Here is a 15,164-nt window from a genome sequence, read left to right on the forward strand (position 1 = left end):
CAATGGCAGAGATCGTTCTGGACAAGGTGACGAAGAGGTACCCCGACGGCGCGCTGGCCGTCCAGGAGGTCAACCTCGAGATCGCCGACGGCGAGTTCATCATCCTGGTCGGACCGTCCGGCTGCGGGAAGTCCACCACGCTCAACATGATCGCGGGCCTGGAGGACATCACCGACGGCGAGCTGCGCATCGGCGGGCAGCGCGTCAACGAGAAGGCGCCCAAGGACCGCGACATCGCGATGGTGTTCCAGTCCTACGCGCTGTACCCGCACATGACGGTGAAGGAGAACATGGCCTTCCCGTTGCGGCTGGCCAAGGTCGACAACGCCACGGTCGAGAAGAAGGTCAAGGAGGCCGCGGAGATCCTCGACCTGTCGCAGCACCTCGACCGCAAGCCGTCCAACCTGTCCGGTGGCCAGCGGCAGCGCGTGGCCATGGGCCGCGCGATCGTGCGCAGCCCCAAGGCGTTCCTCATGGACGAGCCGCTGTCCAACCTGGACGCCAAGCTGCGCGTGCAGATGCGCACCTCGGTGTCGCGCCTGCAGAAGCAGCTCGGCACGACCACGGTGTACGTGACGCACGACCAGACCGAGGCCATGACCCTCGGCGACCGGGTCGTCGTCATGCGCGGCGGGATCGTGCAGCAGATCGGCGCGCCGCAGTTCCTCTACGACAACCCGGCCAACCTCTTCGTCGCGGGCTTCATCGGCTCGCCGTCGATGAACTTCGTGCCGGCGTCGCTGGAGAACGGCGGCCTGCGCTCGGCGCTCGGCGACGTGACGCTGACCGACCGGGTGCGGCAGCTGCTGGAGGGTGCCGACGCGCCCCGCGAGGTGATCATGGGCATCCGCCCGGAGCACTTCGAGGACGCGGCGCTGGTGGACGGCGCGGTGCTGTCCTCCGGCGGCAAGTTCACGTCCAACGTGGACGTGCTGGAGTCGATGGGCTCGGACAAGTACGCCTACTTCAACCTCAAGGGCGAGCAGGTCACCTCGGCCGACCTGCAGGACCTCGCGGCGGACATGGGCGCGGACGACGTGCCGGGTGACGGCATCTCGCTCGTCACGCGGCTGTCGTCGGCGTCGGGTGCCACCGCGGGCTCCCCCGCGGAGATCTGGTTCGACGCCGACAAGATCCAGCTCTTCGACCCGTCCAGCGGCAAGAACCTGACCTACACGGACCGGTGAACTGTCGAATTCAGGGCCGCCTCCCCCAGCGGGAGGCGGCCCTTTTCGATGCTTTCGGGAACCATTTGGGTGTTTTCCTCGCAATTTGTCACTCGAACAGGTGAGGGCAAAAGCCCGGGGTACCACCGGGCCGATCAGTCGGGGTCATCTGCCGGGGTGAACTCGCTGCGCCATTGGGCGCTCGGCAGCGTCACCTCAACGAAACGTGGTGAGCACCGCTTCGGTTGGTCCGCACGCTTGTCGAAGGCGGGTACAGGGCCACAGGGGGGTCAGGGGAACCACCGCCGAGAACCGAAAGAGAGCGTGCAATGGGGATCCTGGACGGAAAAGCCGTCGTCATCACAGGGGCGGGCCGAGGACTCGGCGAGGCCTACGCGATGCACGCGGCGCTGGCGGGCGCCTCGGTGGTGGTCAACGACAACGACGGTGACCTGGCCGAGAACGTGGCGGAGCACATCCGCGGCTACGGCGGCCGCGCGGTCGCCTCCAACCACACGGTGGCGGACCCGAGCGAGGCCGCGAAGATCGTGGACCTGTGCGTCGACGAGTTCGGCCGCATCGACGGCCTGGTCAACAACGCGGGCCTGAACTACGAGACGCTGCCGTGGGAGGACGACCCGGAGACCATCCGGGAGGTCGTCGAGGTGAACGTGCTCGGCGTCATCTACGTCGGAATCGCCGCCATGCGCGCAATGCGCGGGTCCGGCGGCGGCTCGATCATCAACATTTCCTCCGGCGCCTCCTTCGGCCAGCGCAAACTCGGCACCTATTCCGCGACCAAGGGCGCGGTCGCGTCGCTGAGCTACTCGTGGGCGCTCGACCTGGAGTCCGAGGGCATCCGCGTGAACGCCGTCTGCCCCGTCGCCCACACGCGAATGGTGTGGAAGTCCGAACGTTCCCTGCGCGCCATTCCGGCCGACCGCACACCGGGCAAGGTGGCGCCGCTGGTGCTGTTCCTGCTGTCGGACCGCTCCGAGGGCATCACCGGGCAGGTCGTGCGGTGCAACGGCAGGCAGCTGCACATCGTGGGGCAGCCGTACTTCAAGCAACCGATCCTGGAGAGCGACAACTGGGACACCGCCTCCGTGGAGCGGGCGTTCACGGGCGTGCTGCAGGCCCACCTCGAACCGTACGGGCTGGAGAAGAGGATGCCTCCCCGGCTCCGCGCACTGGTGGAGCCGTCGCAGACCGCCTGAGCCCGCGGCGGCCGCGCGGACCTGCCGTCACGGTCCGCTTCCAGGGCACCTGATCACCGATTGGGGCGCTCGGGTGACGTTTCCGCACGTCACACGGATGGCTGCGGAAATTGTCAGTGGTGCCTGTCACCATCGGTCCATGGCCGATCGCAAACCCAGAGTCACCGACTGGCGACTCGTCGTGCAGTCCCGGTTGGACCGGGTCCGCGCGGATCTGGCTGCGCTCGGCCCGTCCGACCCGGTCGACCCGGAGGGCGACGTCTGGCGCCGCACGGCCGAGGAGCAGGCCGCCGTGGTGGAGGCGATGCTGACCGACCGCGAGCCGTGGTGGCGCATGGTGCCGTCGTGGTGGTCGGGCTGGTACATCGAGCGGGCCTGGCGCGCGCTGCACGAGGCCGAGGTGGCGACGATCTCGGCGGAACGCGGTTTCCTCGGCCGGCTGCCGGGCCTGCAGGCGCGCGTGGCGCAGTACCTGGACGACGACGACCCCCGCCGCCGCGCCCTGGAGTCGTTGCGGCCGGGGGAGTTCACGCCCGCGGTGGAACGCGCGATCGTGGTGGACGCCCTGCGGGCGGCGTACGACAACTCGGACTTCGCCCACGCGGGCTCGCGAGCGTTGCGCAACAAGCTGATCGCGGCATCACTGGTGCTGTTCGTCATCAACACCGTGCTCGGCGTGGTGAGCATCGTGAAGCCGGGCATCATCCCGCTGTGCGTGGACCCGAAGGAGAACGCGCTGCCGACGGTCTGCCCCGGCGGCACCGCCAAGGCGTCCGGAGTGGACGTCTGGCTCGTGCAGGTGCTCGGCGCGTTCGGCGCGGTGCTGGCCGCCGTGGTCCTGCTCTTGCGCCGCCGGCCATCGCTCTCGCCGTACGTGATGATCGGCTACCAGGCACTGATCAAGATCATGCTCGGCGCGGCACTGGCGGTGGTCGGCATCCTGGCCCTGGGAGCGGGCGTGACGAGCGGCCTGATCGGCATCCCCTCGGCCGCGGCACTGCTGCTGTGGGCGGTCATCTTCGGCTACGCGCAGCAGATCGGCACGCGGCTGCTGGACAAGTACACCGACGAGGTGCTGGACCAGGCCCGCCCCCTGCCGGACGCGGACAGCCCCCGCGTCGCACCGCGCTGACCGGCAGGACGGACGCGCCGACCGGTCGACGGCTGCCCGGTGCGGGGCGGAGTGGTCCTGCGTGCCCATGACAGCGGCGGGCCGTTCGTTCGCCGTGCCGCGCCGAGTGGTCGGCCGAACGGTCGCGCACCGACCAGCCGCGCTGGTTGCCGGTTACCGTCGCGGTCATGAACGCGTCAGAGCGGGTGGCCGCGCGGGTGCGAGCCGACTTCCGCCCCGAGGAAGCGGGCGAAGCCCTGCGGGAGCTGGCCGGCACCGAAACCGGCAACCAGGACGTCGAACGGGTGCACGCCGCCGTGGTGCTGGCGGCAGGAGGGAGCCTTGGGCAGCTGAGGAAGCTCGTGGAGCTGAGCCACGTCGACTGGCGGGACGTGCTGATGGCGGGCGGCCTCGCCGACGGCACCTGGCCGGAGGTGGTGGAGCGGGAGTTCGGCGGCTGACGGCGAGCGGCTGACGGCGAGCGGGTGACGGCGGGCGGCTGGCAGCGAGCGGCTGGCAGGGGCGGCTGGCAGAGGGCGGGTGACGGCGGGCGTCGGTCCGCGATCCGCCTCAGCCGCGACCCGCTGGTCGCGATCAGCGTCGGCCCGTGAGCCGTGGTCGGCGCACGGCCTGCCCGCGTCCCGCCTGCCCGCGTCCCGCCTGCCCGCGTCCCGCCTGCCCGCGTCCCGCCTGCCCGCGTCCCGCCTGCCCGCGTCCCGCCGGTCCGCGACGGGCGCCGGTCTGCGGTTGGCGCCGGTCTGCGGTCGGCGTGGGCCGCGATCTGCCTCATCCGCGACCCGCTTGGCCGCGACCCGCTTGGCCGCGACCCGCTTGGCCGCGACCCGCTTGGCCGCGACCCGCGTCGCCCGCGAGCCGTGTCCGGCACGCGGGCAGCGTTGGCGGTGTGCTCGGCCGCGACCGCCAGCCCGTGACCCGCCAGCCCGCCACCCGCCAGCCCGCCACCCGCCAGCCCGCCACCCGCCAGCCCGCCACCCGCCAGCCCGCCACCCGCCAGCCCGCCACCCGCCAGCCCACCACCCGCCCGGCCCGCAAGCCATTAGCCCGCAACCCAGCACCCCACGCCCCGCCCGCGCCGCCACACTCCCAGCCCGCTACCCGCGCGTCGGCCGGCCGGGCGGTCGTGCCTCCGCGCGGACGGCGTTGATCACCTCCGGGTCCCAGCGGTGCGTTCTGATCAGGCGGTACCGCTCCGCCGCCACCCACAGGTAGGCCTCGGCCTCGGTGCGGTCGCCGATCATGTCGGCCTGCCGCAGCAGTGCGACGACCGGCCGGTACTCCTCGGTGTACCAGCGGCGGGCGACCGTGGCGCGGTCCAGGAACTCGCCCTCGTCCTGCGACAGGCGGAAGCCCCACGCCTCCACGCACTCGCCGAGCTCGGCGTAGTCCCACGGGTCGGACAGGACGACGTCCGCGCGGGCCTCCCCGGTCAGCGGCACGCGGTCCAGGAACAGGCGGCGGTAGTCCTTCACGATCAGGTCGCCGCGGTAGCGGATGCCGGCCGCGTTGATCCGGGTGATCACCTGCGTCACGTAGGCGTCGATCGTGGACAGGCCCATGGCGTGCGCGACGGACACGCGGTGGTGGCCGTCGATGATGAAGTGCAGCTCGCCGATGCGGTACACCTCGATCGGCGGGACGTTCTCGCCGCGCCGGGCGGCCAGGGCGAGGCGTTGCCAGCGTTCGCGCACGCGGCCGGAGGTCGGGCGGAAGCGGCGGTCGAAGTCGCGGCCGCGGTCGACGCTGCCGACGATCGAGTCGAGGCGGATGTTCTGCAGGCCGAGGCGTTTTTCCGAGACCATGCCGAGGGCGTCCACGACCTCGTGGAACGGCAGCATGATGTTCACGTCGTCCGGCTCGCGGCGCAGCCAGGCCGCCAGGCGGGACATCACCTGGCGGCGGCGGGCGCGGGTGAAGTCGTTCTCGGCGTCGGCGAGGGGGAAACCGGTGTCACGTCTCATCGGGGGCTCCGGGGATCGTCAGCACCTTGTGCCCGACGACGTTGACCACGCGCGTGCCGCCCAGCAGGCGGTCGGGGCGCGGGACGCCGTGCGGGTGGATGTGGCCGTGCAGCAGGAAGCCCGGCTGCAGGCGGGAGACCAGGTCGTGCAGGCAGGAGAAGCCGCGGTGGGGTGGGTCGGGCTCGTCGCCGCAGCCGAGCGGCGGTGAGTGGGTCAGCAGCACGTCCACGCCACGTCCGTCCCGCAGCCTGCGCCACCCGGCCAGCCGGGAGACCCGGCGGGCGCGGCGGGCCTGCTGCCGTTCCGTCCACTGGTTCGGACCCCTGTTGTAGCGGATCGAACCACCGAGGCCCGCTATCCGCAGGCCGGCGACGTCGACCACGCGTTCGTCCGCGTTCACCGCACCGGGTGGACCTGGCCAGCGGACCGGCACACCTGCCTTGGTCCACAGGCCGCGCACGTTCGAGTAGCCGGACAGGTCGGCGTCGTGGTTGCCGGGGACGAACACCAGCGGCTTGTCCAGGGCGTTGGCCAGGAACTCCAGGTAGTCGAACGGCAGGTCGCCCGCCGCCAGGACGAGGTCGACGTCCGAGTGCTGGTGCACCTGATCGGTCCACAGCTGTTCGACCACTTCGTCGGCCACCGCCAGGATTCGAGGCATTCCAGCAGCGTAATGACGCTGCGCCGGGATGACGCGGGACAGCGCTGCCACTAGCGTCGACGGCGTGCTTGCCGAGCTGTTCGCCGCGGCCGCCCACGGGTGCCGCGACCGCAGTCCGCTGACCCAGCGACTCCTCACCGACGCCGCCGAGGACCTCCGGCGCGGAGGCGTCACCGCGCGGGTCATGGCCGGTGCCGAACGCGACCGCGAGGGCAGCGTGCCCGGCCTGCGGTTCGCGGGCGCCGTGCACCGGCTCGTCCTCGAAGGACGCGCGCCCGCGCTCGCGAAGCACTACCCGTCCGTCGGCGGCCGGCCCGACCTGCCGCGGCTGTGGGAGGACGCGCTGCCCGCCCTCGACGAGCACGCCGACCTGCTGCGGCGGCGGGTCGGCGCCACGGTCGTGCAGACGAACGAACCCGGCCGCAGCGCGCCCCTCTACGGCGGCCTGCTGGTCGCGGCGCAGGAGGCGGCCAGTGCGGCGGGCCGGCACGTGCCGTTCTGCGTGCGGCTGCTGGAGGTCGGTGCGAGCGGCGGGCTCAACCTGCGCCCGCACCACGTCGGCTACCGGCTGCCGGACAGGGTGCTCGGCGACCCCGGCAGCGCCCTCGTGCTCGACCCGGAGTGGACCGGCCGCCCGCCCGCCGACCTCGGCCACCGGCTGCGCGTCGTCGGGCGCGCCGGCTGCGACCTCGACCCGGTCGACGTGTCCACCGAGGACGGCCGGCTGCACCTGAGCTCGTTCGTCTGGGCCGACCAGCTGCGGCGGTGGAACCGGCTGCGCGCCGCGCTCGACCTCGCCGCGGCGGACCCGGTGCGGGTCGACCGGTCGGCGGGCCCGGAGTGGCTCGCGCGGCAGCTGGCCCGCGCCGAACGCGACGTGCTCACCGTCGTGTGGCACTCGGTGGTCTGGCAGTACGTCTCACCGGCCGACCGGGCGATGGGCAGGGCCGTGCTCGCCGACGCGGCGGCGAGGGCGACGCCCACGGCACCGTTGGCGCTGCTGGTGTTCGAACCGCGCCGCGAGATCGACTACAGGTTTGCGCTGATGCTCAAGCTCTGGCCGGCCGGGATCTCGCTGTGCCTGGGCGTCGGCGAGGGCCACGGCATCCCGTTCACCTGGAACGTCACCCCGTGGGAGTGACCACCAGGTTCACGACGTACCGGCCGTCCCTCTCCTCGACGGGCGCCGTGAACTCCGACCGCGTGCCGTAACGGGTGTACTGCACGACGACGGCGCCGTCGCGGTAGAACCCGCCGTCCACGCGCGCTGTCGCGAAGTGCTCGACCGTCGACTTGGCCACGTCCTCGCCGCCGACGGCGAGCAACGGCTGGAGCCGGTGGAAGTCGTTGGCGCGCAACGCACTCGTCACCTCCGCTGCCAGCTCCTCCGGCGTGTCCCCACCGGGTTCGGACCAGGTCGCGATGGAGACGAACACCATCGCGAGCCAGCCGACGGCGAAGACGAGGATCCAGAAGCGCAGGTTGCGCAGCCGGTCGTGCACGTCAGGGCGTTCCGGAGATCAGCACGAACACGGTGGTGATCCAGCAGAGCAGGAACGCGAGGATCCAGAACCGGATGTTGGTCAGCAGCCTGGTCATGACGGGGCCCTTCTACAACGAAGAATGCGTGCGAAATCAGGACTCACAGCCAGCGATTTCGGCGCAGTATTCGGTAGAGCGTCAGGCAGGCGATGAGGACCAGGCTCATCACCAGGGGGTAGCCGAACTTCCACTTGAGCTCGGGCATGTAGTCGAAGTTCATGCCGTACACGCCGACGACCATGGTGGGCACGGAGATGATCGCGACCCACGAGGTGATCTTGCGCATGTCGGTGTTCTGCTGCAGCGTGATCTTCGCGAGCGTCGCGTCGACCAGCGTGGTCAGCAGCTCGTCGAACGCCGTGACGCGTTCGGAGACCTCGGTGAGGTGGTCGTCGACGTCGCGGAAGAACGCCCGCACCTGCTCGGGGATGAGCGGCGTGTAGCCCTCCGCCAAGCGCCGCAACGGGTTCGCGAGCGGCATGACCGCGCGGCGCAGCTCGACGACCTCGCGCTTGAACATGTAGATCTGCTCGGCGCTCACCTCGGTGCGCGGCGCGAAGACCCGCTCCTCCATGCGGTCGATGTCGTCCTCGATGTGGTCGGTGACCTCGAGGTAGTTGTCGACGACCTGGTCGGCGATCGCGTGCATCACCGCGGCGGGGCCGATCTCCAGCCGCTCCGGGTCGTCCTCCAGCACGTGGCGCAGCCGGGAGAGGCCGGAGTGGTTGCCGTGCCGCACGGTGATGACGAAGTCCTTGCCCAGGAACACCATGATCTCGCCGGACTCGACGATCTCGTTGGCGGTGTCGGGCGACTCGTTCGTCACGTAGCGCACGGTCTTGAAGACCATGAAGAGCGTGTTGTCGTAGCGCTCCAGCTTCGGGCGCTGGTGCGCGTGCACCGCGTCCTCGACGGCGAGCTCGTGCAGCCCGAACGTCTCGGCGATGCCCTCGATCTGCTCGGCGTCCGGCTCGTGCAGGCCGATCCAGACGAACCCGTCCTTGCGCTTGCGGACCTCCTTCACCGCGTCGGTGTGGGTCCAGCGGCCGGGCAGGCGCTTGCCGTCGACGTAGACCGCGCAGTCGACCACGTAGTGCGACAACGGCACGGAGATGTGCGGCGGTGCGGGGCGCTGCTGCGCACCGCGGCCGCGGATCGAGGGCAGGCTGGGCATGGTGAGTTCCTCCAGGGCCACACGTCGTCGAAGATCGTGAACACGACGGGCGTCCTGACCGGGAAAGCTCGAACCGCCTAGAACTGGAACGATCTAGCGGGCCACCTCGGTGAGGACGCGCTTGGTACTGGCAGGGTGGGGGTCCTTGCTCATTTGGGGGTCCTCACCTCCTCGGGGCGAAGTCGTCGGTGGTGGAAATCCTCACACACCGGTTGCCGAGACTACTCCCCCTCCCATAACACTGTCTCCCCACCTGGGACAGATCTCGATCACACGTAGTTGGAGGCGCGGTGCAGTTCGGTCGGTACTACGAGGAGTTCGAGGTCGGAGCGGTCTACAAGCACTGGCCCGGCAAGACGGTGACGGAATACGACGACCACCTCTTCTGCCTGCTCACGATGAATCACCACCCGCTCCACATGGACGCGAACTACGCGGAGAACACGACGGACTTCGGCAAGAACGTCGTCGTCGGCAACTACGTCTACTCGTTGCTGCTGGGCATGTCCGTGCCCGACGTCTCCGGCAAGGCGATCGCGAACCTGGAGATCGAGTCGCTGCGGCACGTGAAGCCGACGTTCCACGGCGACACGATCTACGGTGAGACCGAGGTGCTCGACAAGACGCCGTCCAAGTCGAAGGACGACAGGGGCGTGGTCTACGTGGAAACTCGCGGCTACAAGCAGGACGGCACGGTCGTGTGCATCTTCAGGCGCAAGGTCATGGTGCCGAAGCAGTCCTACGGCGAGGCCCGCGGTGGCGAGCAGCCCGGGCGCCCTGAACCTGCGGCGGACTGATTGTGGGGTAGTGAAGTGACTTCTCTGGACCTGGCACGACAGCGCCTGCGCGAGTTCGCCCTGGAGGCGGCGGCGACCTCGCCGCTCTACGAGCACCTCGCGTCGCGCGCCGCCGAGGATCCGGAGGTCGCCGACCTGCTGACCGCCGCCGGCGAGGAGCACGCCACGGGCGAGCTCCTCCTGGCGGCGGCGCACCGGCTCGTGCAGGCCGAGCCGTTCCACCGGCTCTCGAACTACTACCCGTCGCTGGGCGGCACCTACGGCGCGGACGAGAGCACGTGGCCGCTCTTCCGGGACTTCCTGCTGGAGCGTTCCGAACGCGTGCGCGCGTTGGTCTCCACCCAGGTGGTCCAGACGAACGAGGTGCGCCGGGCCGCGTTGCTCTACCCGGCGGTGGCCGCCGCGGCCAAGCAGGCCGGCGGGCCGATCGGGCTCGTCGAGGCCGCCACGACCGCGGGCCTGCTGCTCGGGCTCGACCAGTACTCCTACCGCTACCAGACAGCCGAGGCCGGCCAGGTCGTCGCCGGGCCGGCCAAGGCCGCGCTGGGCCTGCACTGCGCGCTGGAGCTCGCGCCCGGTGCCGTCCTGCCGAAGCTGCCCAAGGCGGTCAAGGTGGCCGCGAAGGCGGGGATCGGGGTCTCGCCCGCCGACCTGGCCGACGAGGACGCCTACGCGTGGCTGGAGGCCTGCGTGTGGGCCGACCAGCCGGAGCGGCTGCGGCTCTTCGGCGTCGCGTCGGGGGTGTTGCGCAAGAACCCGCCCCGCCTGGTCGCCGGCGACCCGGTGACCGACCTCGCGAAGGCGGCCGACCCGATCGACGCGCCGCTCGTGGTCGTCACCAGCGGGTCGGGACTCGACCTGGTGCCCGCTTTGTCCACTTTGGGCAGGGACTCCTGGTGGGCGGCGCACGAGGAGGGTGAGGTGCGCCTCATCCGGGTGCGTGACGGCGAACCCTCCAGTGCGACCCTGGCGACGACCGAGGCGCACGGGCAACGTCTCGTTTGGCGCTGAAGGCCGCCGCCCGTTCGTGTGAACCCCGATCAGGTCCTGGGCAGGCAGTTCCAGCCGGAGAGCGTTTCCACGAGCCCTTCGGCGGTCCGAAGTGTGGCCAAGGTCGCACTGTCCACCCAAGCGACCTCCGAGGCGTCATCGCCCGCTCGGAGCACACCCGACCTGACCTGGCACTCGTAGTCGTGGATGAGGAAAACCCCGTTCGGGGCCGGTCGCTCGACGCTGCCGACGAGGTGACCAACCGTGACCACCAAACCGGTCTCCTCCAGCAGTTCCCTGGTCACAGCAGCCTCATCCGCCTCACCCGGCTCCACGCGCCCACCCGGTATCGACCACAGGCCCTCACCTGGTGCGTTGGCCCGTCGCACGAGCAGCAGTCGCCCGTTCGAGTCATGCACGACGCCGCCGACACACCGGATCATGCCCCCGCTGCTCCCCGTCATGATCACGAAGCGTAGTCACACCGGAACGGCGGTGCGGTGGACTACCCCAGCTGCGGTACAAATCTCCCAAGGCGATCGGTCGTGCTGTACAACGGTCACGAACGGCGCCAAACGGGTGCGAACGCGGACGGGGTGGACACCGTGAACTTGAAGAAGATCCTCACTTTCGCCGGTATTGCCTTGCTGCTGTTCTTCCTCATCGCGGAGCCCCAGCAAGCAGCGCAGCTGGTGCAGAACATCCTCAACTCGCTCCGCACTGCGGCTGAGGCCCTGATCACCTTCGTGCGACAATTGTTCTAGGCTCCCCGGCTCCCGCTGGGAGGCCAGGAGCAGGGCAGACAGGGCACTGGCTGGTACCAGGAAGGGCTGGTAGCGCATGTTCGCACCACGTGATCCAGACGACTACCTGCTGTCGAGTGAGCGTCGGGTCATCCGGGTGCGCAGGCACTGGTCGTACCTGATCTGGGACGTGCTCGAAGCGGCGGCGCTGCTCGCCGGCTTCATGATGATCTCGTACCTGCTCCCGGCCAACGCCGGAGTGATCCAGAACGTGCTGTGGTACGGCGCGCTGCTGGTGCTCCTGCGGCTCGCCTACTTCATCATCGAGTGGTGGGTCGAGCGCATCGTCGTGACCGACAAGCGGTTCATGCTGACGTCGGGCGTCTTCGAGACCAAGGTCGCGATGATGCCCATCGGCAAGGTCACCGACCTCACCTACGAGCGCACGGTGGCCGGCCGCATGTTCGGCTACGGCACGCTGATCGTCGAGTCGGCCGGTCAGATCCAGGCGTTGAACCGCCTGGAGTTCCTGCCCGACCCGGAGGACGTCTACGACGCCATCTCGGAGCTGACCTTCGGCGACAAGAAGGCGCAGGCCGAGCGGTTCTCGATGATCAAGGCGCAGCGGGCTGCCCGCGGGAAGAAGATGGTCCCGTAACACGGGCTGTGCACCACGTCGTCCACACTGGACGACGTGGTCATCGATCTGCACACCCATTCGTCCGAGTCCGACGGCACCGACAGCCCCGCCGAGCTGGTGAGGGCGGCGGCCAGAGCCGGGCTCGACGCGGTGGCCATCACCGACCACGACACCTCGGCCGGCTGGGCGGAGGCCACGGCGGCGCTGCCACCCGGCCTGCGGCTGGTGCGCGGCGCCGAGCTGTCGTGCGAGTGCCCTGACGGCTACGGCCGCACGATCACGGTCCACCTGCTGGCCTACCTCTACGACCCGACGCACGCGGCGTTGATGGTCGAGCAGTCGCGGCTGCGCCAGGAGCGCAGGCAGCGGCTGCAGAAGATGGCCGAGATGATGCAGGCCGACGGCTTCCCGGTCGACCCGGTCGACCTGATGCAGCGGCTGCCGTTCGACGCGCCGGCCGGTCGCCCGCACCTCGCGCAGGCGCTGATCCGCGCCGGGGTCGTGGCGTCGGTCGACGAGGCGTTCGCGACGTTCCTCACCGGCGGCGCCTACTACGTGGGCCGCACGGACACCCCCGTCGAGCGCGCGATCGAGATGATCACCGAGGCGGGCGGCGTGACGGTGCTGGCCCACCCCTTCGCCCGGTCGCGCGGCCCGGTCGTGGCGCCCTCGGTGGTCGAGTGGCTGGCCTCGATCGGCCTGACCGGTGTCGAGGTCGACCACCCCGACCACGACCAGGAGACGCGGGCGGCGCTGCGGTCGCTGGCCGGGTCACTGGGGCTGCTCGTCACCGGGTCGAGTGACTACCACGGCACGAACAAGACCGTCCGGCTCGGCGCGGAGACGACGGCGCCGGAGGTGCTGGATGCTCTGGCCGAACGGGCGACGGGCGGCAAGATCCTCGTGGGGTAGGTGACTCGTGTTCAACGTGCGGCTCTTCATCGAGGCCACGATCACGCTGCTGGTGATCATGGACCCGCCCGGCACCGTGCCGGTGTTCCTGGGGCTGGTCGGCCGCAAGTCGCGCGACGCCCGCAAACGCGCCGCACGGCAGGGCGTGCTGGTGTCGTTCCTGGTGATCACGCTGTTCGCCGTCGCGGGCAACTCGATCCTGGCCTACATGCACATCGGCATCCCCGCCCTGCAGGGCGCGGGCGGGCTGCTGTTGCTGCTCATCGCACTCGACCTGCTGACCGGCAAGGGCGCGACGAACCACCCCGAGGTCGAGGACGTCAACATCGCCCTGGTGCCGCTGGGCACGCCGCTGCTGGCCGGGCCGGGTGCGATCGCGGCGACCATCGTGTTCGTCCGGCAGGCCGACGGGGCGGTGGGCTCCTACCTGGCGCTGGCCGCGGCGATCGTGGCCGTCCACCTCGTGCTGCTCGGGACGCTGCGGTCGGCCGGGCTGCTGATCAAGGTGTTCAAGGAGAGCGGAATCCTGCTGATGGCCAAGATCGCCGGTCTGCTGCTGGCCGCGATCGCCGTGCAGCTCGTCGCGTCGTCCGTGCAGGGTTTCATCACGTCGGGCGTCTAGCGCTTCTACCGTTCGATGTGCGCCTTGTCGCCGTCGATGAGGATCGGGCGCTCGATCAGGCTCGGGTTGGCGACCATGTGCTCGATCCACTTCACGCGGTCGTGCTCCAGGGTGGCGGGGTAGGCCGGTTCCTTGGTGCGCGCGATCTCCCACGGCTCCTTGCCCAGCAGCGTGAGGACGTGGTCGAGCTCCTCCGCGGTGGGGGCGTCGTCGAGGTAGCGGCGTTCGGTGTACTCGACGCCCTCGTCGTCGAGGCGCTGCTTGGCGGCGCGGCTCTTGGAGCAGCGCGGGTTGTGCCAGATCTCCATGCCGTTCATCTTCCGCGAACGCACCGCCGCCCGCGAAGCAGGGGCAATCCAAAAATGTCAGGGTGACTGAGTAACTTGGTTGGGGTGGAACAACTCGGCTTCGACTTCGGCACCGCGGCACCACGTCGGCTCGTGCGCGTCACGCCCGCGAAGCTCTCGACGTGGACGAGCTGCCGGCGCCGCTACCGGATGACGTACCTGGACCGGCCCACTCCACCGAGGGGCGGGGCCTGGGCGCACAACACGCTCGGCGCGGTCGTGCACAACGCGTTGAAGGCGTTGTTCGACCTGCCCGCCGAGAAGCGCACGCCGGACCAGGCCGTGGCGCTGGTGAACCGGCAGTGGAAGTCGGAGGGCTTCCGCGACGCCGAGCAGGCCGCCGAGTACCGGGCCCGCGCCGGCGGGTGGGTGCACGACTACGTGGCGGGGCTGGACGTCGACTTCGAGCCGCTGGGCGTGGAGCGGTGGGTGTCGTCGCCGACCGAGCGGATCGTGGCCGAGGGGCGGGTCGACCGGATCGACCACCGCGACGGCGAGCTGGTGATCGTCGACTACAAGACCGGGCGGCACGTCCTGGACGCCGACGACGCCCGCGGCTCGCAGGCGCTGGCGCTGTACGCGCTGGCCGCGCGCCGCACGCTGCGCAAGCCGTGCCGCCGCGTCGAGCTGCACCACCTGCCGTCGGGGTCGGTGGCGGTGTGGGAGCACACGGAGGAGTCGCTGGCCCGGCACGTGCGGCGGGCCGAGGAGGCGGCGGACGAGATCGACCTGGCCGCGGAGACGTTGAAGGCGGGCGGTGACGAGGACGTCCTGTTCCCGCCGCAGACCGGAAGGCAGTGCCAGTGGTGCGACTTCCGGCGCAGCTGCCCGGAGGGGCAGGCGGCGGCACCGGCCATCGAGCCGTGGTCGCTGCTGGCGCCGTGACACCGCCGGCGGCCCTCCGGCCGCGGGTGATCGGGGACCCGTAGGGTGGCTGAGGTGGAAGTCGAAGCAAAGCGGCCGGCGCGGATGAGCGGAGTCCTGCGCGCCGTGAGCGGGGTGCTCGCGGTGGGCCTGGTGCTGCTCGCCCTGGGGAACATCGGCGTCCAGTTCTACGCGAACTCCCGCGACCTGCCGGGCCCCGGTGGACTCTCGGTGACCGCGCACGTGGTGGCCGCGGTGCTCGTCATCGCGGGCCAGATCGTGGCCGACCGCTACGCCGACTGGCGCGCACCGGTGGCCTCGCTCGCGGTGCTGGCGGTGTCGGGGGCGACGCTGTGGACGTTCTGGTGGGCTTAGAGGGCTGGGCTCGGGCCTGAGGGC

19 protein-coding genes are annotated in these 15,164 nt (G+C 70.5%); 13 read left to right on the forward strand and 6 right to left on the reverse strand.

Going from position 1 to position 15,164, the window contains the following annotated elements:
* Positions 1-2 precede the first annotated feature (2 nt).
* From ACZ7CH_RS18460 to ACZ7CH_RS18475, 4 genes are all read left to right on the forward strand, one after another.
* A complete protein-coding gene (locus ACZ7CH_RS18460) occupies positions 3-1,187 on the forward strand; it encodes an ABC transporter ATP-binding protein (protein ID WP_360386268.1) in 1,185 nt (394 codons plus the stop codon).
* Positions 1,188-1,495: 308 nt separating this feature from the next.
* A complete protein-coding gene (locus ACZ7CH_RS18465) occupies positions 1,496-2,383 on the forward strand; it encodes an SDR family NAD(P)-dependent oxidoreductase (protein ID WP_360386271.1) in 888 nt (295 codons plus the stop codon).
* 139 nt (positions 2,384-2,522) lie between these two features.
* On the forward strand, positions 2,523-3,515 hold the full coding sequence (locus ACZ7CH_RS18470; protein WP_360386274.1) for a hypothetical protein: 993 nt from the start codon (positions 2,523-2,525) through the stop codon (positions 3,513-3,515).
* 167 nt (positions 3,516-3,682) lie between these two features.
* A complete protein-coding gene (locus ACZ7CH_RS18475) occupies positions 3,683-3,955 on the forward strand; it encodes a hypothetical protein (RefSeq protein ID WP_360386276.1) in 273 nt (90 codons plus the stop codon).
* Positions 3,956-4,606: 651 nt separating this feature from the next.
* On the opposite strand, the gene ACZ7CH_RS18480 is transcribed toward ACZ7CH_RS18475, so the two are convergent.
* Entirely contained in the window at positions 4,607-5,473 is an 867-nt protein-coding gene (locus tag ACZ7CH_RS18480; RefSeq protein ID WP_360386279.1) for a ParB N-terminal domain-containing protein, read from the reverse strand.
* Complete coding sequence (locus tag ACZ7CH_RS18485; RefSeq protein WP_458429289.1) at positions 5,463-6,134, reverse strand: metallophosphoesterase family protein; 672 nt, start codon at positions 6,132-6,134, stop codon at positions 5,463-5,465. Before ACZ7CH_RS18485 ends, ACZ7CH_RS18480 begins: the two co-directional genes overlap by 11 nt.
* Positions 6,135-6,198: 64 nt before the next feature.
* Here ACZ7CH_RS18485 and ACZ7CH_RS18490 point away from each other — a divergent pair, with 64 nt between their 5' ends.
* Positions 6,199-7,275 (forward strand): DUF2332 domain-containing protein, encoded by a 1,077-nt coding sequence (locus ACZ7CH_RS18490; RefSeq protein WP_470374397.1) that lies wholly within the window; start codon positions 6,199-6,201, stop codon positions 7,273-7,275.
* On the opposite strand, the gene ACZ7CH_RS18495 is transcribed toward ACZ7CH_RS18490, so the two are convergent.
* Positions 7,259-7,636 carry a hypothetical protein gene (locus ACZ7CH_RS18495; RefSeq protein ID WP_360386287.1) on the reverse strand — a complete coding sequence of 126 codons (378 nt, stop codon included), beginning with the start codon at positions 7,634-7,636 and terminating at the stop codon, positions 7,259-7,261. The two genes, ACZ7CH_RS18490 and ACZ7CH_RS18495, sit on opposite strands and share 17 nt — an antisense overlap.
* Before the next feature lie 140 nt (positions 7,637-7,776).
* The gene (corA, locus tag ACZ7CH_RS18500; protein WP_360386290.1) at positions 7,777-8,850 is read right to left on the reverse strand and encodes a magnesium/cobalt transporter CorA; all 1,074 of its coding nucleotides are present in this window, start codon (positions 8,848-8,850) and stop codon (positions 7,777-7,779) included.
* A 290-nt stretch (positions 8,851-9,140) separates the two neighbouring features.
* Here corA and ACZ7CH_RS18505 point away from each other — a divergent pair, with 290 nt between their 5' ends.
* Entirely contained in the window at positions 9,141-9,647 is a 507-nt protein-coding gene (locus ACZ7CH_RS18505; protein WP_360386292.1) for a MaoC family dehydratase, read from the forward strand.
* 15 nt (positions 9,648-9,662) lie between these two features.
* The gene (locus tag ACZ7CH_RS18510; RefSeq protein WP_470369385.1) at positions 9,663-10,658 is read left to right on the forward strand and encodes a DUF2332 domain-containing protein; all 996 of its coding nucleotides are present in this window, start codon (positions 9,663-9,665) and stop codon (positions 10,656-10,658) included.
* Between the two features lie 29 nt (positions 10,659-10,687).
* On the opposite strand, the gene ACZ7CH_RS18515 is transcribed toward ACZ7CH_RS18510, so the two are convergent.
* On the reverse strand, positions 10,688-11,101 hold the full coding sequence (locus tag ACZ7CH_RS18515; RefSeq protein WP_360386298.1) for an NUDIX hydrolase: 414 nt from the start codon (positions 11,099-11,101) through the stop codon (positions 10,688-10,690).
* A gap of 141 nt (positions 11,102-11,242) precedes the next feature.
* Here ACZ7CH_RS18515 and ACZ7CH_RS18520 point away from each other — a divergent pair, with 141 nt between their 5' ends.
* The 4 genes from ACZ7CH_RS18520 to ACZ7CH_RS18535 all read left to right on the forward strand — a co-directional run bounded on the left by ACZ7CH_RS18520 (position 11,243) and on the right by ACZ7CH_RS18535 (position 13,554).
* A complete protein-coding gene (locus ACZ7CH_RS18520) occupies positions 11,243-11,401 on the forward strand; it encodes a hypothetical protein (protein WP_170067890.1) in 159 nt (52 codons plus the stop codon).
* 76 nt (positions 11,402-11,477) lie between these two features.
* Positions 11,478-12,038 carry a PH domain-containing protein gene (locus ACZ7CH_RS18525; RefSeq protein ID WP_360386300.1) on the forward strand — a complete coding sequence of 187 codons (561 nt, stop codon included), beginning with the start codon at positions 11,478-11,480 and terminating at the stop codon, positions 12,036-12,038.
* A 36-nt stretch (positions 12,039-12,074) separates the two neighbouring features.
* Positions 12,075-12,932 carry a PHP domain-containing protein gene (locus tag ACZ7CH_RS18530; protein WP_360386303.1) on the forward strand — a complete coding sequence of 286 codons (858 nt, stop codon included), beginning with the start codon at positions 12,075-12,077 and terminating at the stop codon, positions 12,930-12,932.
* A 7-nt stretch (positions 12,933-12,939) separates the two neighbouring features.
* The gene (locus tag ACZ7CH_RS18535; protein ID WP_360386305.1) at positions 12,940-13,554 is read left to right on the forward strand and encodes a MarC family protein; all 615 of its coding nucleotides are present in this window, start codon (positions 12,940-12,942) and stop codon (positions 13,552-13,554) included.
* A gap of 5 nt (positions 13,555-13,559) precedes the next feature.
* On the opposite strand, the gene ACZ7CH_RS18540 is transcribed toward ACZ7CH_RS18535, so the two are convergent.
* Positions 13,560-13,862, reverse strand: coding sequence for an ArsC/Spx/MgsR family protein (locus tag ACZ7CH_RS18540; RefSeq protein ID WP_360386308.1), 303 nt, complete (start codon positions 13,860-13,862; stop codon positions 13,560-13,562).
* An 84-nt stretch (positions 13,863-13,946) separates the two neighbouring features.
* On the opposite strand from ACZ7CH_RS18540, the gene ACZ7CH_RS18545 reads away from it, so the two are divergent.
* A complete protein-coding gene (locus ACZ7CH_RS18545) occupies positions 13,947-14,786 on the forward strand; it encodes a RecB family exonuclease (protein WP_360386310.1) in 840 nt (279 codons plus the stop codon).
* Between the two features lie 54 nt (positions 14,787-14,840).
* The gene (locus ACZ7CH_RS18550; protein WP_360386312.1) at positions 14,841-15,140 is read left to right on the forward strand and encodes a hypothetical protein; all 300 of its coding nucleotides are present in this window, start codon (positions 14,841-14,843) and stop codon (positions 15,138-15,140) included.
* Positions 15,141-15,164 lie beyond the last annotated feature (24 nt).

Source organism: Lentzea sp. NPDC037011, from assembly GCF_055607425.1.

Excerpts from the sequence above, each read along its gene's own strand:
- ACZ7CH_RS18460 (WP_360386268.1), top strand. The coding sequence starts at position 3 with ATGGCAGAGATCGTTCTGGACAAGGTGACGAAGAGGTACCCCGACGGC.
- ACZ7CH_RS18465 (WP_360386271.1), top strand. The coding sequence starts at position 1,496 with ATGGGGATCCTGGACGGAAAAGCCGTCGTCATCACAGGGGCGGGCCGA.
- ACZ7CH_RS18470 (WP_360386274.1), top strand. The coding sequence starts at position 2,523 with ATGGCCGATCGCAAACCCAGAGTCACCGACTGGCGACTCGTCGTGCAG.
- ACZ7CH_RS18475 (WP_360386276.1), top strand. The coding sequence starts at position 3,683 with ATGAACGCGTCAGAGCGGGTGGCCGCGCGGGTGCGAGCCGACTTCCGC.
- ACZ7CH_RS18480 (WP_360386279.1), bottom strand. The coding sequence starts at position 5,473 with ATGAGACGTGACACCGGTTTCCCCCTCGCCGACGCCGAGAACGACTTC.
- ACZ7CH_RS18485 (WP_458429289.1), bottom strand. The coding sequence starts at position 6,134 with ATGCCTCGAATCCTGGCGGTGGCCGACGAAGTGGTCGAACAGCTGTGG.
- corA (WP_360386290.1), bottom strand. The coding sequence starts at position 8,850 with ATGCCCAGCCTGCCCTCGATCCGCGGCCGCGGTGCGCAGCAGCGCCCC.
- ACZ7CH_RS18515 (WP_360386298.1), bottom strand. The coding sequence starts at position 11,101 with ATGACGGGGAGCAGCGGGGGCATGATCCGGTGTGTCGGCGGCGTCGTG.
- ACZ7CH_RS18525 (WP_360386300.1), top strand. The coding sequence starts at position 11,478 with ATGTTCGCACCACGTGATCCAGACGACTACCTGCTGTCGAGTGAGCGT.
- ACZ7CH_RS18540 (WP_360386308.1), bottom strand. The coding sequence starts at position 13,862 with ATGGAGATCTGGCACAACCCGCGCTGCTCCAAGAGCCGCGCCGCCAAG.